Annotated in this window: 20 protein-coding genes; 19 read left to right on the forward strand and 1 reads right to left on the reverse strand. The window is 59.5% G+C overall.

Annotated features, from left to right (window positions below):
* Positions 1-103 precede the first annotated feature (103 nt).
* The 3 genes from secD to OOT55_RS03395 all read left to right on the forward strand — a co-directional run bounded on the left by secD (position 104) and on the right by OOT55_RS03395 (position 5,239).
* Entirely contained in the window at positions 104-1,981 is a 1,878-nt protein-coding gene (gene secD / locus OOT55_RS03385) for a protein translocase subunit SecD (RefSeq protein WP_265367750.1), read from the forward strand.
* Between the two features lie 12 nt (positions 1,982-1,993).
* A complete protein-coding gene (secF, locus tag OOT55_RS03390) occupies positions 1,994-3,157 on the forward strand; it encodes a protein translocase subunit SecF (RefSeq protein WP_265367751.1) in 1,164 nt (387 codons plus the stop codon).
* Positions 3,158-3,226: 69 nt separating this feature from the next.
* Positions 3,227-5,239 (forward strand): PAS domain-containing protein, encoded by a 2,013-nt coding sequence (locus tag OOT55_RS03395; RefSeq protein WP_265367752.1) that lies wholly within the window; start codon positions 3,227-3,229, stop codon positions 5,237-5,239.
* A 75-nt stretch (positions 5,240-5,314) separates the two neighbouring features.
* Here OOT55_RS03395 and OOT55_RS03400 read toward each other — a convergent pair whose 3' ends face one another.
* Positions 5,315-6,115: an inositol monophosphatase family protein gene (locus tag OOT55_RS03400; RefSeq protein WP_265367753.1), complete on the reverse strand. Its 801-nt coding sequence runs from the start codon at positions 6,113-6,115 to the stop codon at positions 5,315-5,317.
* A gap of 228 nt (positions 6,116-6,343) precedes the next feature.
* Between OOT55_RS03400 and trmJ the strand changes: the two genes are divergently transcribed.
* The 16 genes from trmJ to hisS all read left to right on the forward strand — a co-directional run bounded on the left by trmJ (position 6,344) and on the right by hisS (position 21,573).
* Complete coding sequence (trmJ, locus tag OOT55_RS03405) at positions 6,344-7,153, forward strand: tRNA (cytosine(32)/uridine(32)-2'-O)-methyltransferase TrmJ (protein ID WP_265367754.1); 810 nt, start codon at positions 6,344-6,346, stop codon at positions 7,151-7,153.
* An 85-nt stretch (positions 7,154-7,238) separates the two neighbouring features.
* A complete protein-coding gene (gene iscR / locus OOT55_RS03410; RefSeq protein WP_265367755.1) occupies positions 7,239-7,715 on the forward strand; it encodes a Fe-S cluster assembly transcriptional regulator IscR in 477 nt (158 codons plus the stop codon).
* 42 nt (positions 7,716-7,757) lie between these two features.
* Complete coding sequence (locus OOT55_RS03415) at positions 7,758-8,942, forward strand: IscS subfamily cysteine desulfurase (protein WP_265367756.1); 1,185 nt, start codon at positions 7,758-7,760, stop codon at positions 8,940-8,942.
* 90 nt (positions 8,943-9,032) lie between these two features.
* The gene (gene sufB / locus OOT55_RS03420; RefSeq protein WP_265367757.1) at positions 9,033-10,472 is read left to right on the forward strand and encodes a Fe-S cluster assembly protein SufB; all 1,440 of its coding nucleotides are present in this window, start codon (positions 9,033-9,035) and stop codon (positions 10,470-10,472) included.
* A gap of 130 nt (positions 10,473-10,602) precedes the next feature.
* Entirely contained in the window at positions 10,603-11,352 is a 750-nt protein-coding gene (gene sufC / locus OOT55_RS03425; RefSeq protein ID WP_265368779.1) for a Fe-S cluster assembly ATPase SufC, read from the forward strand.
* A gap of 3 nt (positions 11,353-11,355) precedes the next feature.
* Entirely contained in the window at positions 11,356-12,669 is a 1,314-nt protein-coding gene (gene sufD / locus OOT55_RS03430; RefSeq protein WP_265367758.1) for a Fe-S cluster assembly protein SufD, read from the forward strand.
* A 37-nt stretch (positions 12,670-12,706) separates the two neighbouring features.
* A complete protein-coding gene (locus OOT55_RS03435; RefSeq protein ID WP_265367759.1) occupies positions 12,707-13,957 on the forward strand; it encodes a cysteine desulfurase in 1,251 nt (416 codons plus the stop codon).
* A gap of 21 nt (positions 13,958-13,978) precedes the next feature.
* Positions 13,979-14,350, forward strand: coding sequence for a HesB/IscA family protein (locus OOT55_RS03440; RefSeq protein ID WP_265367760.1), 372 nt, complete (start codon positions 13,979-13,981; stop codon positions 14,348-14,350).
* 15 nt (positions 14,351-14,365) lie between these two features.
* A complete protein-coding gene (sufT, locus tag OOT55_RS03445) occupies positions 14,366-14,902 on the forward strand; it encodes a putative Fe-S cluster assembly protein SufT (RefSeq protein WP_265367761.1) in 537 nt (178 codons plus the stop codon).
* A 25-nt stretch (positions 14,903-14,927) separates the two neighbouring features.
* Positions 14,928-15,347 (forward strand): SufE family protein, encoded by a 420-nt coding sequence (locus OOT55_RS03450; RefSeq protein WP_265367762.1) that lies wholly within the window; start codon positions 14,928-14,930, stop codon positions 15,345-15,347.
* Positions 15,348-15,512: 165 nt separating this feature from the next.
* Positions 15,513-15,941: a nucleoside-diphosphate kinase gene (ndk, locus tag OOT55_RS03455; protein ID WP_265367763.1), complete on the forward strand. Its 429-nt coding sequence runs from the start codon at positions 15,513-15,515 to the stop codon at positions 15,939-15,941.
* Positions 15,942-15,989: 48 nt separating this feature from the next.
* A complete protein-coding gene (gene rlmN, locus OOT55_RS03460; RefSeq protein ID WP_265367764.1) occupies positions 15,990-17,171 on the forward strand; it encodes a 23S rRNA (adenine(2503)-C(2))-methyltransferase RlmN in 1,182 nt (393 codons plus the stop codon).
* Positions 17,172-17,200: 29 nt separating this feature from the next.
* The gene (pilW, locus tag OOT55_RS03465; RefSeq protein WP_265367765.1) at positions 17,201-17,986 is read left to right on the forward strand and encodes a type IV pilus biogenesis/stability protein PilW; all 786 of its coding nucleotides are present in this window, start codon (positions 17,201-17,203) and stop codon (positions 17,984-17,986) included.
* Positions 17,987-17,993: 7 nt separating this feature from the next.
* Positions 17,994-18,944 carry a RodZ domain-containing protein gene (locus tag OOT55_RS03470; protein WP_265367766.1) on the forward strand — a complete coding sequence of 317 codons (951 nt, stop codon included), beginning with the start codon at positions 17,994-17,996 and terminating at the stop codon, positions 18,942-18,944.
* 33 nt (positions 18,945-18,977) lie between these two features.
* Positions 18,978-20,102, forward strand: coding sequence for a flavodoxin-dependent (E)-4-hydroxy-3-methylbut-2-enyl-diphosphate synthase (gene ispG / locus OOT55_RS03475; protein WP_265367767.1), 1,125 nt, complete (start codon positions 18,978-18,980; stop codon positions 20,100-20,102).
* Positions 20,103-20,283: 181 nt separating this feature from the next.
* The gene (gene hisS / locus OOT55_RS03480) at positions 20,284-21,573 is read left to right on the forward strand and encodes a histidine--tRNA ligase (protein WP_265367768.1); all 1,290 of its coding nucleotides are present in this window, start codon (positions 20,284-20,286) and stop codon (positions 21,571-21,573) included.
* Positions 21,574-21,601 lie beyond the last annotated feature (28 nt).

A 21,601-nucleotide genomic window follows, 5' to 3' on the forward strand; every position in this document is an offset into this window, starting at 1 on the left:
CGCTCCGTTCATTACCGTACTTTCATTGTTGTCTTGGGGGAAATCGGTATAATCCGGGCCTTCATCCGTATCCGATACCGTCGAATAAGCCACGGAACCGTTTATGCATAACCGCTATCCGCTCTGGAAATACCTCTTGATCCTGGGGGTTGTTACCCTGGGATTCATCTACGCGCTGCCCAACCTTTATGCGCCCGACCCCGCCGTACAGATTTCCGGTCAGTCAGGGGCGACCACCATGGATGCGTCCACGGTGGAGCGGGTGGAAGAACAGCTCCAGTCGCAGGGCATCGACTACATCGGCGTTGAGCTGAACGAGAACGTCGTTCTGGTCCGCCTGGCCAGCGAAGATGAACAGATGACCGCCCGCCGCACCCTGCAGGAGTCGCTCGGTGGCGATTTTGTGGTCGCCCTGAACCAGGCGCCGACCACACCGGACTGGCTGGTGTCTCTGGGCGGTGCCCCCATGCGCCTGGGTCTGGACCTCTCCGGTGGTGTGCATTTTCTGCTGGAGGTGGACACCGACTCCGCCATTGAAACCCGCCAGGAAATCACGGCGGACGAAATGAAGGGCATCTTGCGTGAAGAGCGCATTCGGTATAACTCGCTGGAGGTGGAAGAGGATCTGAGTATCGTGGCGCGCTTCCGTTCGGCCGAGTTGCGGGATCGGGCTCTGGAGCTTGCAGAAGACGAGTACGACACACTGGTATTCCAGACCGAAGATGCCGGGGAAGAGGACTTCCGCTTTACCGCGCAGTTGAGCGAAACGGCGATCGCTGAAATTGAAGACTATGCCCTGGGCCAGAACCTGGTGACTTTGCGTAACCGGGTGAATGAGCTGGGCGTGTCCGAGCCCGTGGTGCAGCGCCAGGGCGGCAACCGCATCATTGTGCAACTGCCGGGGGTTCAGGACACTGCTGAAGCCAAGCGGGTGATCGGCAAAACCGCCAACCTGGAGTTCCGGCTGGAGGCCAGCCCGGATACGCTGGTGTCCATGAAAGAAGAATTTCCCTACCGCAGTGAGGCGGACAAGCAGCGCTTTGGTGGTGCCGAGCTGGAGCGTCAGATCATCCTGACCGGTGACCATGTGGCCAACGCCACCAGCAGCTTCGATGCGGAAACCAATATGCCCCAGGTGAATATCACGCTGGATGGCCTGGGCGGTACCAAAATGCACCGCGCGACCCGGGACAATGTCGGGCGGCGCATGGGGGTACTGTTTATCGAGCACAAAACCCGCACGGAATTTACCACCAATGAGGCGGGCGAAACCGTCGAGGTGCGGGAAAACTACGTCGAGCGGGAAATCATCAGCCTGGCCACCATTCAGAGCGCGCTGGGCAAGCAGTTCCGGATTACCGGCCTTGAGTCCCCGGCGGAAGCCTCCGAGCTGGCGCTGTTGCTGCGTGCCGGTGCCCTGGCGGCACCCATGTACTTTGTGGAAGAGCGCACCATCGGCCCGTCCCTCGGGGCGGAAAATATCCAGACGGGCTTGAAGTCGGTCGTGATTGGCCTGGCGTTGGTGCTGGTCTTTATGCTGATTTACTACCGGGTGTTCGGCATTTTCGCGAATCTGGCGCTGGCGGCCAACGTGCTGTTGCTGGTAGCGGTCATGTCTCTGTTGGGGGCCACCCTGACCTTGCCGGGTATTGCCGGTATCGTGCTGACCGTGGGTATGGCGGTGGACGCCAACGTGTTGATTTTCTCCCGAATCCGGGAAGAGCTGAAAGAAGGGGTATCACCCCAGTCCGCCATTTACAGCGGTTATGAGCGGGCGTTTGTCAGTATTCTGGACGCCAACATCACCACGCTGCTGGTGGCGGTCATTCTGTACGCGATTGGCACGGGTCCGGTGCAGGGCTTTGCGGTGACGCTGTCCATCGGTATTCTGACCTCCATGTTTACCGCGATCATGGGCACTCGGGCGCTGGCCAATCTGGTGTACGGCCGCCGTCGCAACCTGAAGAAGATCTGGATCTAAGAGAGCGCCACTATGCTACCGGAATCAAAAGTGATTAATTTTATGGGCTGGCGCAAAACCTGCGCCACCATTTCCCTTGTGTTGTTGCTGGCTTCCATCGTCTCTCTGGCGACGCGTGGTCTGGAGTTCGGGCTGGACTTCACCGGCGGCTCCCAGGTCGAGCTGGGCTTCGATCGCCCGGCGGATCTGTCCACCATCCGCTCGGTGCTGGGCGAGCAGGGCCTTGAGAACCCCGTGGCGATTCTGTTTGGCTCGGACTCGGAAGTTCTGATCCGCACGCAGGACGCTCTGAGTGACGGTGTACTGGAGCAGTTGGAAGAAGACCTCGCGTCCCTGTCCGACAATGCGACCATTGCCGAGGTGCGTAACGCCGCCAGCGACCAGACCCAGTTTTCCCAGGTACTGGTTTTCAATGGCGTCAGTGAGTCAGCGCTGCGCTCGGCGGAGCTGTTTGACCCGCGCTACTACGGTCGCACGCAAATCGCGACCGAGGGCGAGGCCGTCACCGTTGCCGTTGAAAATGCCCTGGACAATGTCTATTCCCGGTTTCTGATTGACGCCCTGGAAGAAGCCACCGGGGCGAGCATCAACCTGCGGCGCAGTGAATTTGTCGGCCCGCAGGTGGGTGAAGAGCTGCGCGATCAGGGCGGGTTGGGTATGCTGTTCGCCCTGGCCGTGGTGATGATTTACGTGGCCATCCGCTTCCAGTACAAATTCTCGGTCGGGGCGGTACTGGCCCTGATTCACGACGTGATTATTGTCCTGGGTGTCTTCTCGCTCTTGCGCCTGGATTTCGACCTGACGGTGCTGGCGGCGGTGCTCGCGGTGATCGGTTATTCGCTGAACGATACCATCGTCGTGTTTGACCGGGTGCGGGAGAATTTCCGGAAAATGCGCCGGGGTACCACCAATGAGGTGATCAACACATCTTTGACCCAGACGCTGGAGCGGACGCTGTTGACCTCCTTGACCACCTTGCTGGTATTGGTTGTACTGTACTTCTTTGGCGGTGAGCTGATCAGTGGTTTTGCGTTTGCGTTGATTGTGGGTGTGGTGGTCGGTACCTACTCGTCGATCTATGTCTCGGCCAACATTCTGGCGGCGATGCATCTGACCAAAGAAGACCTCATGTCACCGCCGAAAGAGGGTGAGGAGCAGGAAGAACTGGTTCCCTGAGCCTTGTACACCGCTGAAAAGTGCGGATGCCAGTGGTGAGGGTATCCGCCCGATCGATGAGCAAAGCTTATGTCGAAAGGCATCACCATCAGCGACGAAGAATTGAATCAGGCCGACAGCGAGCAGCTGCGCGACCTGGTGGCACGCTATCGCCGGATTTTCAACGGTAGCGGCTACGGCTTCTGGGAGTGGGACCTCACCTCCAACCGCATTGACTGGTCCGGTGGTTTCTGGGAATCGCTGGGGTTCAATGACGAAGATAAAATCCGCATCAGCGACGCCACGGCGCTGCCCGAATACATTCATCCCGACGATCGGGATCATATGCTGGAGGCGGTGCGCGAGCACTTGCGCAGCGGCGAACCGCTGAATACGGCCTACCGGATTCTCACCAAGCGCGGCAACTACGTCTGGACCCAGGCGCGCGCGAACTCCATTCGCGACAAGTACGGCCGGGTGATGTACATCTCCGGTGTCAATTTCGATATTACCGAACTGAAGAATGTCGAGGCGGCCCTGCGTGAAAGTGAGGCCCGCCAGGCGCGTATCATCCAGGCGTCCAATGACGGTATCTGGGAGTGGTACGCGGATCGTAAAGGTTTCCACTTTTCCAATCGTTGCTGGGAACATGCCGGCTACGATGAGAAAGACGATGTGGTCATTCGGGGGCAGAATCGTCTGTCCGTGTGGCGCTCTCACATTCACCCGCAAGACCTGCCCAAGTTTGACCAGACTCTGGCCGATCATATGGCCGGTCGGGCGCCTTTCGATATCGAGTACCGGATTTTTGGCAAAGACGGGGATATCCGCTGGATTCGTGCCCGTGGGCGCGCCAGTTTTGACACCGAGGGTAACCCGGTGCGCATGTCCGGCACCAATATGGATATCACCGATATCAAGCGCGCTGAAGAGCGGGTGGTGCAGGCGAAGGACGCGGCGGAAAAAGCCAATCAGGCCAAGTCCGATTTCCTCTCCAGTATGAGTCACGAGCTGCGCACGCCGCTCAATGCCATTCTCGGATACGCGCAGCTGTTTCAGTATGACAACAACCTGACCGACAGTCAGATGGACAATGCCCGGGAAATTCGCAAGGCCGGTGAGCATCTGCTGCAACTGATCAATGATGTACTGGATCTGGCCAAGATCGAGTCGGGGCGGATGACCTTTTCTCTGGAGCCGGTACTGGTGTCCCGGGTGGTTGCGGAGTGCTTTACATTGATCCAACCCCAGGCCGATGCCGGTGGCATCAAGCTCAATGCGGATATGAAACGCCTGGAGAGTACCTACGTGGTGGCGGACAATGTGCGCCTGAAACAGGCGTTGCTCAACCTGGTCAGCAATGCGGTGAAGTACAACCAGGTCGGTGGAGAAGTGGCGGTGAGCCTGTCGGAGCGGGACGATAATCGCCTGAGGATCACAGTGCGCGATACTGGCCAGGGTATACCGGCCAGCCGGCAGCACGAGGTGTTTCAGCCCTTCAATCGCTTGAACGCTGAATACTCAAAGGTCGAGGGCTCCGGTGTCGGGCTGGTGATTACCAAACAGCTCGTCGAGATGATGGGCGGAAAGCTGTCTTTCGAGAGCACGGAGGGTGTGGGCACCGAATTCTGGATGGATCTGCCCTTGTCCACCGAGTGGAATCAGGATCTGGTGGTCAACCGCCGAGACCATGACCAGACGACCGATCAGGAACCGGAGACGCTGGTGCTCGACGAGCCTCGGACAATTCTCTATGTGGAGGATAACCCGTCCAATATCCGTCTGATGCAGCAGATTCTGGGGCGCTATCCAAAGCTGACGCTCGAAGTGGCGGAAGAGGCGTTTCTCGGCATTTACAAGGCGCGCAGCGAGCGGCCGGATGTGATCATTCTGGATATCAATCTGCCGGGGATGGATGGCTACGAGGCGCTCTCGGTATTAAAGCGCGACCCGGTGACCGCGGACATTCCCGTGGTAGGGCTGTCCGCTAACGCCATGGCGTACGATGTGGAGCGGGGCCGGAAGGCGGGGTTTTACGATTATCTGACCAAGCCGGTGGAGATCAACCATCTGGTACGGACGCTCAAGAAGCTTTTGGCTTAGGTTGGGTAACGGCGGATAAGCGCAAAGCGCGCATCCGCCGTTACCAATACCAGCCGCATCCACCAGCCTTTTGACTCAAACGTGCCCCAAATGCTTCTGCACCACCTGCAACACCGGTTTGAACACCTTCGGTGTACCACACACGATGTGGCCGGTATCCATATACGAGGTGCCGCCTCGGAAATCGCTGATCAGGCCGCCGGCTTCTTTCACCAGCAGTACACCCGCCGCGAAATCCCATTCGTTCAGATGCATTTCCCAGAAAGCGTCATAGCGACCCGCCGCCACATAGGCCAGATCCAGCGCCGCTGAGCCCGCGCGGCGAATGCCGGCGGTCTGGCCCGCCAGTTCAGCGATGCTGGCCAGATAGGGCTGGATTTTGGCGAGCGCCGGTCCGTCAAAGGGAATGCCGGTGCCGAGCAGGGCGCCTTCCAGACCGCGACGACTGGACACTCGGATCCGACGGCCATTAAGCGCCGCGCCGCGGCCGCGGCTGGCGGTAAACTCTTCGCGTTTGATAGGGTCGAGCACCACGGCGTGCTCAATTTGCCCTTTATAGAGGCAGGCAATAGAAACCGAGCAATGGGGCATGCCATGCACGAAGTTGGTGGTGCCGTCGATCGGATCGATGACCCAGACGTAGTCCGGGTTCTTGCCCTGGGTCGTACCGCTTTCCTCACCGCGGAAGCTGTGATCCGGGTAGGCCTTGCGCAGCACCTGAATGATCGCCTGTTCGGCGCCCCGATCCACTTCAGTGACAAAGTCGTTGGGGCTCTTGTTTTCAATCTTGATGGTGTCCGGGCGTTCATAGGCGCGTTCAATCAGTTCTGCCGCCTTGCGCGCCGCGCGCAAAGCCATCGTCAACATGGGTTCCATAGGGCAATCAATCTTTTCGTGAAAAATGGGAAAGAACGGGGCGAGGGCTGGCCTCGCGAAGGGCGCACAGTATAACGGCAAGCGCGCCGGGTCGCCAGCGCCACGGCGCAATTGTCCGGTCTTTGTCGGAACGGGCCGGGCGGAACCTCAGCCGGGTGGTTCATGATAGAATGCGCGGCTTTTAGTGGCCCAGCGCCTCACGCAACCGCTATCGATCAAGAGACTGCCATGACCGCCAACCCTTTCGACAATATCCGTATCGTTCTGGTGAACACCTCCCATCCGGGCAACATCGGTGGTGCCGCCCGGGCCATGAAGAACATGGGCCTGTCCCGCCTGTACCTGGTGGAGCCCAAGGAGTTTCCGTCGGAAAAGGCCGTCTGGCGGGCCGCCGGCGCCCTCGATGTGCTGGATAACGCCGTGGTGGTGGAAACCCTGGATGAGGCCATTGCCGGTTGTGGCCTGGTGGTCGGCACCAGTGCCCGTGAGCGCCGGATTCCCTGGCCGCTCGTGGATCCGCGCCAGTGTGGCGAGCGCTGCTGGCAGGAGGCGGGCGAGCACGAGGTGGCGCTGCTGTTCGGGCGCGAGGACCGGGGCTTGACCAACGAAGAGCTGCACAAGTGCCAGTATCATGTGCATATTCCCGCCAACCCGGAATACAGCTCCCTGAATCTGGCGACGGCCGTGCAGGTGCTCTGCTATGAGCTGCGCATGGCCCACCTCTCCGAGCAGGAGGGTGGCCCGCTGGGTAAGACCGAGTGGGATATGCCCCCGGCCAAGAGCGAGGCCCTCGAGCGGTACTTCGAGCACCTGCAGCAGACGCTGGAAACCCTGGATTTTCTCAACCCGGATAACCCCCGCCAGACCATGACCCGCTTGCGTCGCCTGTATCATCGCATCCGTCCGGATGAGATGGAGTTGAGCATTCTCCGGGGGGTACTGACCGCCACCCAGAACTACATTTATCACACCGATAAGCGCCTCAAGTCCCTCGAGCCGGGCCCGGCAAGCGAAAAGCCCTTGGATAATGGTGAATAGTTGAGTAAAATACTCGGTTATAGACGGGCGGGTTTCCGATGGTCGGCACTCGTCCTCCACCTTGGCTAGAGGCGATAAACCGGGCATGAGACTGACTACGAAAGGTCGTTACGCGGTCACCGCGATGCTGGATCTGGCCCTGCACAGTGAGCAGGGGCCAGTGAGCCTTGCGGATATCTCCAATCGACAGGGCATTTCCCTGTCCTACCTGGAGCAGTTGTTCGCCAAGCTTCGGCGGCAGAAGCTGGTGAGCAGTGTTCGCGGTCCGGGTGGGGGATATCGCCTGGCGGAGCGTCTGGAAGCCATTTCGGTCGCGCAGGTGGTGGATGCCGTCAGTGAATCCCTGGATGCCACGCGCTGTGAAGGTAAAGGGGATTGCCAGCACGGCGAAGTCTGCCTGACCCACCATCTCTGGGAGGACCTTAGCGCCCAGATTCACCAGTTTCTGAGTGATATCTCTCTGGCGGATCTGGTTGAGCGGCGCGATATTCAGGCCGTGCGTGCCCGTCAGGATCATCAACAGACCGTCTCGGCTGAACAGATTCTGTGCAGCCAGGTGTAGACATCCATCCGGTGTCGTCCGACTACGAGGTTTGAGTAATTAATGACGTCGAACGCCCCACGTCAGCCCATTTATCTGGACTATGCCGCCACCACGCCGGTGGATCCGGTGGTGGCCGAGCGGATGGCGGCCTGCCTGACCCGGGAAGGCACATTTGCCAATCCGGCCTCGCGCTCCCATCTGTATGGTTGGCAGGCCGAAGAGGCGGTGGAAAATGCCCGTCAGCAGGTGGCCGACCTGATTGGTGCGGATAACCGGGAAATCGTATGGACCAGCGGGGCCACCGAAGCGGACAACCTCGCCTTGAAAGGGGCCTGGGAAGCACGGCAGCGGGCGGGGCAGCCGGCCGGGCATCTGATCGTCTCCGCGATCGAACACAAAGCGGTACTTGACCCGGCTCACTGGCTTTCCGGGCAGGGCGTTGAAGTTACCCACCTGACGCCCGATGCCAGCGGGCGGATTGAGCCGGAAGCGGTACGCGCGGCACTGCGGGACGATACGTTCCTGGTCAGCGTGATGCATGTGAACAATGAGCTCGGCAGCGTCAATGATATCGCCGGGATCGGCGCCCTCTGCCGGGAGCGACAGGTGCTGTTTCATGTCGATGCCGCTCAGAGCGGCGGGCGTCTGGCATTGGATGTGGCGGCCCAGAACGTGGACCTGATGTCCCTCTCGGCGCACAAAATGTACGGACCGAAGGGTATCGGTGCGCTTTATGTACGCCGTCACCCGGAGGTCAAAATCAGCGCCCAGATTCACGGTGGTGGTCATGAGCGCGGTATGCGCTCCGGCACCCTGCCGACCCATCAATGCGTGGGTATGGGCGCGGCGGCACAATTGGCCGCCGATCGTCTGGCCGAGGACCCGCCGCGTATCGCTGCGCTGCGGGACCGGCTTTGGCAGGGCATTGCGGATCTGCCGGGCATCCGGTTGAACAGCGATCTGGCGCACACTGCGTGCGGCCACCTCAATATCGCCTTCGGTGGCTGTGATGGGGAAATGCTGTTGCTGTCCCTGCGTCAGCTGGCGGTTGCGACCGGCTCCGCCTGTACCTCGGCGAGCCTGGAGCCGAGCTACGTACTCAAGGCGATTGGTCTGAGTAACGATCTGGCCCAGGCGTCGCTGCGTATCAGTCTGGGGCGCCTGACCACCGAGGACGAGGTGCGGTTCGCGATCCAGCATATTCGCGACGTGGTGCCAAAGCTGCAACGCAAGGCCGCCGTGTAGGGGGCCGAACAAAACAACGCGAACAATCGCGGAAACCGAACAACCGACATTTAGCTAACTCACTCCGAATGCGGAGACAGAGGTGAAGTGATGGCAGAGCAAGAAGTTGAAAAGCTGATCAAGCGTGAGTACGCGGCCGGCTTCCATACACAGATCGATACGGATACCTTACCGCCCGGTCTGAATGAAGACGTGATCCGGTTTATCTCCGCCAAAAAGGGTGAGCCCGAGTGGATGCTCGATTGGCGGCTCCAGGCATTCCGTGCCTGGGAGAAAATGGACGAGCCCAACTGGGCCCACGTTCACTACCCCAAGGTCGACTTTCAGGCGTTGTCATACTTCTCCCAACCGAAAAGTATGGAAGATCGCCCCAAGAGTCTGGACGAAGTGGATCCGGAGCTGCTGCGCACCTACGAGAAGCTGGGTATTCCGGTTCATGAGCAGGAAATGCTGGCCGGCGTCGCCGTGGATATGGTGTTTGACTCCGTCTCGGTGGTCACCACCTTTCGCGAAAAGCTCAAGGAAGCCGGAGTGATTTTCTGCTCCATCAGTGAAGCGGTGCAGGAATACCCGGAACTGATCAAAAAGTACCTGGGGACTGTCGTGCCTCAGAAGGACAACTATTACGCCGCGCTCAACTCAGCGGTGTTCTCCGATGGTTCGTTTGTATACATCCCCAAAGGGGTGCGCTGCCCCATGGAGCTGTCCACCTACTTCCGGATCAATGAGCAGAATACCGGGCAGTTCGAGCGCACGCTGATTGTGGCCGAAGAGGGTGCCTACGTCAGCTACCTGGAAGGGTGCACCGCACCGATGCGGGATGAAAACCAGCTGCACGCCGCAGTGGTCGAGCTGGTAGCCCTGGACAACGCCGAAATCAAATACTCCACGGTCCAGAACTGGTATCCCGGGGACGAGCAGGGCAAGGGCGGCATTTACAACTTTGTGACCAAGCGCGGCCTGTGTCACACCAATGCGAAGATCTCCTGGACCCAGGTGGAGACCGGCTCGGCGATTACCTGGAAATATCCCAGTTGTATCCTGCGCGGTGACAACAGTGTGGGTGAGTTCTACTCGGTTGCACTGACCAACAACTATCAGCAGGCCGATACCGGCACCAAGATGATTCACATCGGGAAGAACACCCGTTCGACGATCATCTCTAAGGGGATTTCGGCGGGGCACAGCTCCAACGCCTACCGTGGTCTGGTGCGGATGAATCCCGGAGCGGAAGGGGCGCGAAACTACACTCAGTGTGACTCTCTGCTGATCGGTGATCGCTGTGGGGCGCACACCTTCCCCTACATCGAGAGCAAGAATCCGAGCGCGGTGGTGGAGCACGAAGCGACCACCTCCAAAGTGAGTGAAGATCAGATGTTCCTGTGCCAGCAGCGCGGCCTGGACCCCGAAAAAGCCGTCTCAATGATCGTGAATGGCTTCTGCCGGGAAGTGTTTAAAGAGCTGCCGATGGAGTTTGCGGTGGAAGCCGGCAAGCTGCTGGAAGTGAGCCTCGAAGGCTCGGTGGGTTGATCGTTGGGTAGCGGCGGATAGCACTGCAGTTCGCGTAGGGCGGATAAGCGCAGAGCGCGCATCCGCCGTTACCCAAGCCACCGTACACGACGAACCGAATTTACGTTTTATGAAACTGGAAACCGACACTATGCTGACCATCAAAGACCTGCGCGCCAGCGTCGAAAATGAAGAAATCCTCAAGGGCCTGAGTCTGGACATCAAGCCGGGTGAAGTGCATGCCATCATGGGGCCGAATGGCTCGGGCAAGAGTACCCTGGGCAATGTGCTGACCGGCCGCGAAGGCTATGAAGTGACCGCCGGCAGCGTGCAGTTCAATGGCAAAAACCTGTTTGAACTGGAACCCGAAGAGCGTGCCCGCGAGGGACTGTTCCTGGCCTTCCAGTACCCGGTGGAGATTCCCGGCGTCAGCAACATGGAATTCCTCAAGGCGGCGGTGGATGCGCATCGTGAGCATCGCGGCGAAGCGCCGATCTCTTCGGTGGACTTCCTGAAATTGGCCCGAGAGACCTGCAAGTCGGTCGACCTGGATCCGTCGTTTCTCAAGCGCGGCGTCAACGAAGGCTTCTCCGGCGGCGAGAAAAAGCGCAACGAAATTCTGCAGATGATGCTGCTCAAGCCCACCGTCTGTATTCTGGATGAAACCGACTCCGGTCTGGACATTGATGCCCTGCAGGTGGTGGCCAATGGCGTGAACGCCATGCGTGCGGAAGATCGCAGCTTCATCGTGGTCACCCACTACCAGCGGCTGCTCAACTACATCGTGCCGGACAAGGTGCACGTATTGGCCGGCGGCCGTATCGTGAAATCCGGTGGTAAAGAACTGGCGCACGAACTGGAAGCCAAAGGTTACAGCTGGCTCGAAGAAGAGGTGGTGTAAGCGATGAGTGATTTTCAGCAACAGGCGTTGCAATTGGCCGGGCAGCAGGACAGCCCGGACTGGCTGTCCGAGGTGCGCAACAGTGGCGCCCGGCAGTGGCTGAAAGCGCCCTGGCCAAACCGCAAAACCGAGCAGTGGAAGTACACGCCGCTGGCGCCACTGCAGAAAACCGAATTCGCGCAGTGGGCCGCGACCTCATCCCAGTGGCACGAACAGATCGAGTGGTTGGAGCTGGATGCCACGCGGCTGGTTTTTGTCAACGGTGTGTTCGACGCCGAGGCCTCGGATGGGTTGCCCGCCGAAGTGGTCCGCTTTGGTGATGCTAGTGCGGCACAGCAGGCCGTCATCGGTCAGCATCTGGGCCGAATCGTCGACAGCGAACATCATCTGTTCGCCGCGCTCAGCAACGCCTGGGCGTCCGAAGACGGCGTGCTGGTGCATGTGCCGAAAGACACCAAACTGGCCAAACCGTTGTACGTGGTGCATGTATCCACGCCGAGCAGTGCACCCGCCACCGCTAACCAGCGTTTGCTGGTGGTGCTGGAAACCGGTGCCCAGGCGAGTGTGATTGAACATTTTGCCTCGACCGAGGCCGAGCAGAATGGCTTCGTCAACAGTCTGACTGAAATAGAAGTGGGCGAGAATGCGTTCTTGCACCACTACCGCATCAATCTGGAAGAAGAAAACCTGCTGCATGTGGGCGGCGTTCACGCCAACTTGCAGCGCAGTTCACAGCTGCGCGGTTTTACCGTGGCTCAGGGTAGCAAACTCAAGCGTATTGACTACCAGATCAACCACTGCGGTGAAGGCGCCCATCTGGATCTGCAGGGGGTGTATGTGCCGCGCAACAAGCAGTTGATCGATTACCACACCAACGTGCAGCACAAGGTGCCCCATTGCACCAGCAACGAGGTGTTCCGGGGCATTATCAGTGACTCGGCCCACGCGGTGTTCAATGGACGCATTCATATTCACCCGGACGCCCAGAAAACCCTGGCCGAACTCAGTAACAAAAACCTGCTGACCTCGTCCAGGGCGGAAGTGGATACCAAGCCGGAGCTGGAAATTTACGCGGATGATGTGAAGTGTGCCCACGGTGCCACCGTGAGTCAGTTGAACAAAACCGCGCTGTACTACATGCAGGCCCGCGGTATTTCGCGGGAGGAAGCCCAGGTGATGCTGAGCTTCGGTTTTATCAATGAGCTGCTGCAGGATGTGGTGGAGCCAGCGGTCCGGAACTACCTCGGGCCGCGTTTGGCCCGACTGTTCAGTACCAACAGCGACCTTCTGAGACACATTCAGAGCGAAGACGCCTGAATCTCTTTGCACTACGGAGCTGAGACGCTATCGCATTATGAACAAACCGGAAGCATTACAAAGCACCACCGGCTTCGACGTTGAAGCGGTTCGCCGGGACTTCCCGATCCTGCAAGAGCAGGTGAACGGGCACCCGCTGGTGTATCTGGACAACGCCGCCACCACGCAGAAGCCACGCGCGGTGATCGATGCGATCAGCCATTATTATCTGCACGACAACAGCAATGTGCATCGTGCCGCGCACGCACTGGCCGAGCGGGCGACGACGAAATTTGAAGGGGCGCGCTCCGCGGTGGCGGAGTTTCTCAACGCGCCGCACCGCGAGCAGATCCTCTGGACGCGCGGTACCACCGAGAGCATCAATCTGGTGGCGGTCAGTTGGGGGCGTAATAACCTCACGGCAGGCGATCGGGTTCTGGTCTCGGCGATGGAGCATCACTCCAACATCGTGCCCTGGCAGATGGTGGCCCAGGCCTCCGGCGCCACTGTTGAGCCGATTCCGGTGGATGACACCGGCACCCTGGATATGAGCGCGCTTGAAACCCAGCTCGAACAGGGCAGGGTACGGATGGTGGCGGTAGGACATGTCTCCAACGCCCTGGGTACGGTGAACCCCATTGACGACATCATCGCGCTGGCGCACAAGCACGGCGCCCTGGCGCTGATTGATGGCGCCCAGGCGGTGAGCCATTGGCCCATTGATGTGCAGGCGCTGGATTGCGACTTTTATGCCTTTTCGGCCCACAAACTGTTCGGCCCCACCGGTTTCGGGGTTCTGTACGGGAAGCGCGAGCTGCTTGAGGCCATGCCGCCCTACCAGGGCGGTGGTGAAATGATTCAGTCGGTAAGCTTTGCGGGAACCACTTACAACCAGTTGCCGTACAAATTTGAGGCCGGCACCCCGGATATTGCCGGGGCCGTTGGCCTGGCGGCCGCCATTGAATACCTCAACGGGCTGGACCGGGAAGCCGCCGCGGCCCACGAGCGTGCGTTGTTGGCGTATGCTGAAGAAAAGGCGCTGGCGACGCCGGGGGTTACCCTGGTGGGCACGGCAGCGCATAAAGTCAGTGTGATGAGTTTTCTGGTCGAAGGCACTCATCCGAACGATCTGGGTTTTCTGCTCGATCAGCAGGGTGTGGCGGTACGTACCGGGCACCACTGCGCGCAACCGATCATGGAGCAGTACCATATCCCGGGTACGGTGCGGGCCAGTTTTGCGTTTTACAACACCTTTGATGAGGTGGATCGACTGTTCGAGGCGCTGGAAAAGGCCCGGCAGTTTTTTTGATGAATACAGGAGTAGAGTGAGATGGCAGTAGAGTCATTTGATCCCACTCGGCAGGCCGTTTCGGTCACTCCGGCCGCGGTGGAACACTTTCGGCGTCAGCTGGGGCTCAATCAGGAGGCCCAGGCCGTCCGTCTGAGCGTGAAAGAAAGCGGCTGCACCGGCTTCATGTACGTGGTGGACCTGGTGGCCGAGGGGCGCGAAAACGATGTACGTTACGGATTGGCTGACGATGTGTCGCTGTACATTGATCGCGACAGTCTCAAGGTGGTGAGCGGCACCGAGATCGATTACGTCATTGAAGGTGTCAATCGCCAGCTCAAATTCAATAACCCCAACGCCCAGGATTATTGCGGTTGTGGGGAGAGCTTCAGCATAGTGAATGCTTCCTCCTAGAGAACGGGCGCCCCGATGACCGAACGACGTATGGTAGTGGCCCTGGCGGACTGCCCGGCCCGCCGGGTGCCCGACGGCACGCCCCTGACCATCCCCAAAGACACCTTCGTGACGATCACCCAGTCTCTGGGCGGCAATTATACCCTGACCTATCACGGCCAGATGGTGCGGGTGGATGGCACCGATGCGGCTGCCCTGGGGCTGGAGGCGCAGGAGCTCGACTTTCCGGAGCCCGCCGACGAGCGCATTGACGAAGCGCAGGTCTGGGAGGCACTGAAGACCGTCTATGATCCGGAAATTCCGGTGGATCTGGTCAATCTCGGGCTGATTTACTCTCTGGATATCGATCAATCCCAGCGCCGTGTCGGGATTGAGATGACGCTGACCGCCCCCGGGTGTGGTATGGGACCGGTACTGGTTGGCGACGTCGAGCGTCGTGTCGCCAAGGTGCCGAACGTGAATCATGTGGCCGTTTCCCTGGTGTTCGATCCGCCGTGGAGCCGGGAGATGATGAGCGAAGAAGCCCAGCTCGAAACCGGAATGTTTTTTTAAGGTTTAACCCTCAGGATTCTGTGGTATGTCCCAATTTGGTACCGAAATCACCGCCGACGACATCGTCGAAACCCTCAGCTTTTTCGATAGCTGGGAGGATCGCTACAAATACATCATTGACCTGGGTAAAGAGGTGCCGGCGCTCGATCCGGCCTACCAGACCGAGGACTACCTGGTGCGGGGTTGCCAGAGCCAGGTGTGGCTGACCCATCGGGAAGAGGGCGGCAGACTCTGGTTCGATGCCGACAGCGACGCCTTTATCGTCAAGGGACTGCTCGGGGTGGTATTGGCCGCCTATAATGGCAAGACCCCGGCCGAAGTGCTGGACTTTGACATCGAAGGGTATTTCAACGAGCTCAATCTGCTCAAACACCTCAGCCCGACCCGGGGCAATGGCCTGCGGGCCATGGTGGCCCGGATTCAGGAAATCGCCCGCACCGCCTGAGGTCCCCGGAACAGGGCGGAAGTATCGAACGGCGCACATTCCACCGTCGATGGCGTCGGCCGGGGTGGCTTATAGGCGCAACCCGCGTATAATTCCCGCATTTCTCCGCCCTGTGACATCGGGGCGTAATCCGAGACAGACGCGAGACAGACACTGGAGCCCCTAATGCCCGAACAACAGACCCTCTCTATCATTAAACCGGACGCGGTACGGAAGAACCTGATCGGTGCCATTGAGAGCCGTTTCGAGCAAGCTGGGCTCAAGATCGTGGCACTTAAGATGGTTCGCCTGAGTCGGGACCAGGCCGAGGGTTTCTACGCCGAGCACAAGGGCAAACCCTTTTTCGAAGGGTTGGTGGATTTTATGACGTCCGGTCCGGTCTGTGTACAGGTACTGGCGGGTGAAAATGCCATTGCCCGCAACCGCGAGTTGATGGGGGCGACCAACCCGGAAGAGGCCGCGCCCGGCACCATTCGCGCGGACTACGCCGAGAGCGTGTCGATCAACGCGGCGCACGGCTCTGACTCACCCGAGTCGGCCGCCCGGGAGATCGCGTACTTTTTCGAACCCGGAGAAATTTTCGCCCGCGACTGAAGCGGATGCGAGGTTTTCCGAGCTCATTTCGTTCAGACAGGTAATCACATGACCGCTGCACCCGCTGCCAACACCGCCGACCAGCCGACGACCGACACGTCCGGGCGGACCAATCTGCTGGGCCTGCCCGAGGCCAAGCTGGTGGCTTTTTTCGAGTCCTTTGGCGAGAAGCGTTTCCGTGCCACCCAGGTGCTGAAGTGGATTCATCAGCGCGGGGCGGAAAACTTTGACGAGATGACCAACATCAGCAAATCGCTGCGTGAAAAGCTCAAAGAGGTGGCCGAAATTCGGGCACCGGAAGTCATTCAGCAGTTGGACTCGACCGATGGCACCCGCAAGTTCCTGATCCGGGTGACTGGCGGCAGTATTGTCGAGACGGTGTTTATCCCCGAAGGCGACCGGGGCACCCTGTGTGTGTCCTCGCAGGTGGGCTGCTCGCTCGATTGCAGCTTTTGCGCCACAGGCAAGCAGGGCTTCGACCGCGATCTCACCGCAGCGGAGATCATCGGGCAGGTCTGGATTGCGGCCAAGTCATTCAATCAGCTCCAGCCCAATGGCCCGCGCAAGGTCACCAATGTGGTGATGATGGGCATGGGTGAACCGCTGTTGAACTTTGACAATGTCGTGGATTCCATGAACCTGATGATGGACGATAACGCCTACGGTATCTCCAAGCGTCGGGTGACCCTGAGCACCTCCGGTGTGGTGCCGGCGCTGGACAAGCTGGGGCAGTACACCGATGCCTGTCTGGCCATTTCCCTGCACGCACCCAACGACGAGCTGCGCAACGAGCTGGTGCCGATCAACAAGAAGTACCCGATCGCCGTACTGCTGGACTCCGCCAAGCGCTACATCGCCGGATTGCCCGATACGCATCGGCGCATTACCATCGAATACACCATGATCGATCATGTGAATGATCGCCCGGAACACGCGCGCCAATTGGCGGAGTTGCTGCAGGATGTACCGGTGAAGATCAATCTGATTCCGTTTAACCCGTTCAAGCTGTCCAACTACAAACGGGCCAGTAACAACGCGATTCGCCGTTTCCAGACCATTTTGATGGAAGCGGGTTATATCACCACCATTCGCACCACTCGGGGTGAAGACATCGATGCCGCCTGTGGCCAACTGGCCGGTACGGTCAATGACATGACCAAGCGCAGTGAACGGTACCGAGCAAAATTCGACGAACTGCAAGCCGTGAAAATAATCGCGCCGTCTCCCTGAGGAGCGGCCATGACCAAGAGGTTAGGGTGATGATAAAAGCACACAGAAACCCGCGGACTCGGTGGTGCTCGATAACCGCCCTGATTGCCGCACTGCTGTTCGGTGCGGTGGGGTGTGTCTCGCAGACGACCGGGCCCGAAGTGGATCGAGAAGCCGCCCTGGACACACACTACCGGCTTGCCATGGCATACATCGATAACCGCAACCGTGACTCGGCCCGGCACCACATCCGCAAGGCGTTTGAACTGGACAGCGGCTCCGCGAAAGCCTACGCCGCACAAGCCATGCTGTTCCAGCTTGAAGGCGAAATGGAACGCGCCGAAGACAGTTTCAAGTCGGCACTGCGTCGGGATCGAAATTTTGCTCAGGCACGGAACAATTATGGCGCGTTTCTCTATCGTCAGGAGCGCTACGAAGAGGCCTACGATCAGTTTGCGATCGTGAGCGAGAACCTGGATTACGATAACCGGGCGCGGGCGCTGCTCAGCCTGGGCCGGGCCGCGCTCAAGCTCGGCCGGGAGGAGCGCGCTCGCGCGGCCTTTGAACACGCGTTCACGCTGGACTCGCGCCTGGCGCCGGTCCTGCTGGAGTTGGCCGATATCAGTTTCAAGGACAAGGAGTACGCGCAGGCCAAGCGCTACCTGGATCAATACGGACAGGTGGCCCGCCAGTCAGCCCGATCGCTGCTGCTGGGTATCAAGATTGAGCGGATCTTTGGCAACAAGGACAATGAGGCCAGTTACGCCCTGGCGTTGAAAAATCGCTTTCCCTATTCCGATGAGTATCTGGAATACAAACGCGAAATGAGTCGTTGAGGTCCTGATGTCAACTGAAGAACAACCCGCCGGGACTGAGGTTCCGGAAATCGCTCCGGAAGAGTACCCGGGCGCACTGCTGAAAACCGCGCGGGAAAAGGCCAAGCTCAGCGAAGAGGATGTTGCCCGAGAGCTGCGGATGACGGTCAGCAAAGTGCGCGCGTTGGAGGCGGACGAATACGACCGGCTGCATTCCGATACGTTCATCCGCGGCTATTTGCGCACCTACGCGAAACTGCTCGGTCTGGAGCCGGAAGACCTGCTTCAGGCTTATCAACGGGCCCGGCGTCAGTCGGGCTTGGCGGATGACCTGGAAGAGAGTCCACTGAAGATCAATGTGCCCGAACCGACCCGGTCCCTGTGGAAATTTGTGCTGTGGATTCTGGTGTTGCTGGCGGGCATCTGGGCTCTATCGGTCTGGTTTCTGGGCAATCGCCAGGACCCGGCAGCAGACAGTGCCATGGTGGACCCGATCAGTGAGCTGAATACCCCGGCGCCGACTCCGGATGAGGAGCCGGCAGTCGAACAGGAGGCGGAGGCAGTCACTGTGGCCGCTGTGACCGAGGGAAACCCCGAAGCAGAGCCGACCGCGAGTGCCGGGACAACCTCGGCTGCGGCGTTGACCGGCGCTGAGCCCCCGGTAACGACAAGCCGTGCGGTGGAGCCTTTGGCGGCGACGGAGGTGAGCAACCCCGGTGCCGCCCTGAATGATCCGGAGGTGCTTGACCAGTTGCGGCTGACCTTCTCAGAGGAGTGCTGGCTGGAGGTCACGGACAGTCGCGGGGATGTGCTCGAAACCGATCTGATCCAGCCCGGTCGGACGTTGCTGCTTTCCGGCGAAGCGCCTTTTACCGTGAAGCTCGGCAATGCCGCGGCGGCCCAGGTTGAGCTCAACGGCGAACGTTTTGATTTTGTTCCGCCGGCCAGCGGTCGCCTGATGACCCTGACCGTCAACTGATACCCCTGAACCGAAACTCGACAGGATCACATCATGCACAGTGAGTCGCCCATTGTACGCCGTCAGTCCCGCCAGATTATGGTTGGCAATGTGCCCGTTGGGGGCGGAGCGCCCATCTCCGTGCAGAGCATGACCAACACGGAAACCACCGATGTGGCGGCGACGGTTGAGCAGATTCAGCGCCTGCAGCTCGCCGGTGCGGACATTGTGCGCGTCTCGGTCCCGAGCATGGAGGCCGCTGAAGCGTTCGGCGCAATCCGCAAACAGGTGAACATTCCCCTTGTGGCGGACATTCACTTCGACTATCGAATTGCATTGCGGGTGGCGGACCTGGGCGTGGACTGCCTGCGCATCAATCCGGGCAATATTGGCCGGGAAAAGCGCATTCGCGCGGTGGTGGACAAAGCGCGGGACCTGAATATCCCCATTCGCATAGGCGTCAATGCCGGGTCTCTGGAAAAGGACCTGCAGAAAAAATATGGCGAGCCCACTCCCGATGCGCTGGTGGAGTCCGCCTTGCGTCACGTGGACATTCTGGATCAGCTCAACTTTTACGACTTCAAAGTCAGCGTCAAAGCCTCGGACGTGTTTATGGCGGTAGCGGCTTACCGCAAGCTGGCCACCGAGATTGATCAACCGTTGCACCTGGGTATTACCGAGGCTGGGGGCCTGCGTGCGGGGACCGTCAAATCCGCCGTCGGTTTGGGCGCGTTGTTGATGGATGGCATTGGCGATACGGTGCGGATTTCCCTGGCGGCCGACCCGGTCGAGGAGGTCAAAGTCGCCTGGGACCTGCTGAAGAGCCTGAAGCTGCGCAATAAAGGCGTCAATTTTATTGCCTGCCCGAGTTGTTCCCGGCAGAATTTCGACGTGATCAAAACCATGAACGAGCTGGAAATGCGGGTGGAAGATATCACGGTGCCGCTGGATGTGGCCGTGATTGGCTGCGTGGTCAATGGGCCCGGTGAAGCGAAAGAGGCGGACCTCGGGCTCGCCGGCGGGACACCCAACAACCTGGTGTATATTGACGGCGCACCGAGCCAGAAGCTGGGCAACGATACCCTGGTGGACGATCTGGAGCGCTTGATCCGCGCCAAGGCCGAGGAGAAAAAAGCACGTCTGGAGAAAGAGGAAGCGGATCTGATTGTACGGGGATAAGTCTGGTTACGGCGGATGCGGGCTTCGCCCTTATCCGCCCTACGCCTCGCTGCGGAGTTTGCGTAGGGCGGATAAGCGAAGCGCATCCGCCGTAACCAAGGCCCGATGAACTTGAGCAAAACGCATCCGCCGCAACCCAAGCTCAAGAAACAAACACCAAAGAAGATTTTAGGAACCCACTTTGAAAAAACTGCAAGCCATTCGAGGAATGAACGACCTGCTGCCGGACGAGAGTGGCCAGTGGCAGTATCTGGAAAATACCCTCAAATCGATCCTTCAGCAGTACAGCTATCGGGAAATCCGCTTTCCGATCGTCGAGAGCACCGAGCTGTTCAAACGCTCCATCGGCGAAGTGACCGACATTGTTGAGAAGGAAATGTACACCTTCGATGATCGCAATGGTGACAGCCTCACCCTGCGGCCCGAAGGCACCGCCTCCTGTGTGCGAGCCTGTGAACAGCATGGCCTGTTGTACAACCAGACCCAGCGGCTCTGGTATATGGGGCCCATGTTCCGCCACGAGCGCCCGCAGAAAGGTCGCTACCGCCAGTTTCACCAACTGGGGGTTGAAGTGTTCGGCATGGCCGGACCGGATATTGATGCCGAAGTGCTTCTGCTCAGCGCACGCATGCTGCGCGTATTGGGTGTGGCGGACAGGGTCACCCTGCAGTTGAACAGCCTCGGCAGCAGCGAAGCCCGCGCCGCGTACAAGACCGCGCTGGTGGATTATCTGAGCCAGTACCGGGAGCAACTGGATGAGGATAGTCAGCGTCGTCTGACGTCCAATCCGCTGCGCATTCTGGACAGCAAGAACCCCGAGACCCGGAAGATTCTGGACGGCGCTCCGGTGCTGCTTGAGCACCTCGACGAGGAGTCTGCCGTCCACTTCGAACAGCTCAAAACCATGCTGACCGATGCGGGGATTCCGTTCGAGGTCAATCCGCGCCTGGTGCGCGGTCTGGACTACTACGGCAAAACCGCCTTTGAGTGGGTGACGGACGCGCTGGGGGCGCAAGGCACGGTGTGTGCGGGTGGTCGCTACGACGGGCTGGTGGAGCAACTTGGTGGGAAATCCACGCCCGCCATTGGTTTTGGCATCGGTCTGGAGCGTCTGCTACTGCTTCTTCAGGCCACGGAGCAGTTGCCTGAGGGCCTCGATCGTCGCACACAGGTCTATCTTGTGGCGGTGGGTGAGGTACAATCCTCGGCCATGAGCCGGGCAGAGCAGTTGCGCGATGCGCTGCCGGGGCTGCAACTGTTGACCCACTGCGGTGGTGGCAGCTTCAAAAGCCAAATGAAAAAAGCGGACAAGAGCGGCGCAGACATCGCGTTGATTCTGGGGGAGGATGAAGCCCGCAACGGCCAGCTCACGCTCAAGTATCTGCGTGAAGAGCGGCCCCAGGAGACGTTGTCCGTGAACGATATCATCGAGCGGCTTCGGGCCCATTGGCCCGGGCCGAACAATCTCTGAAACGAATTTTGACAATAACAGGAGTACA

The organism is Marinimicrobium sp. C6131, assembly GCF_026153455.1.
Taxonomy (GTDB): Bacteria; Pseudomonadota; Gammaproteobacteria; order Pseudomonadales; family Cellvibrionaceae; genus Marinimicrobium.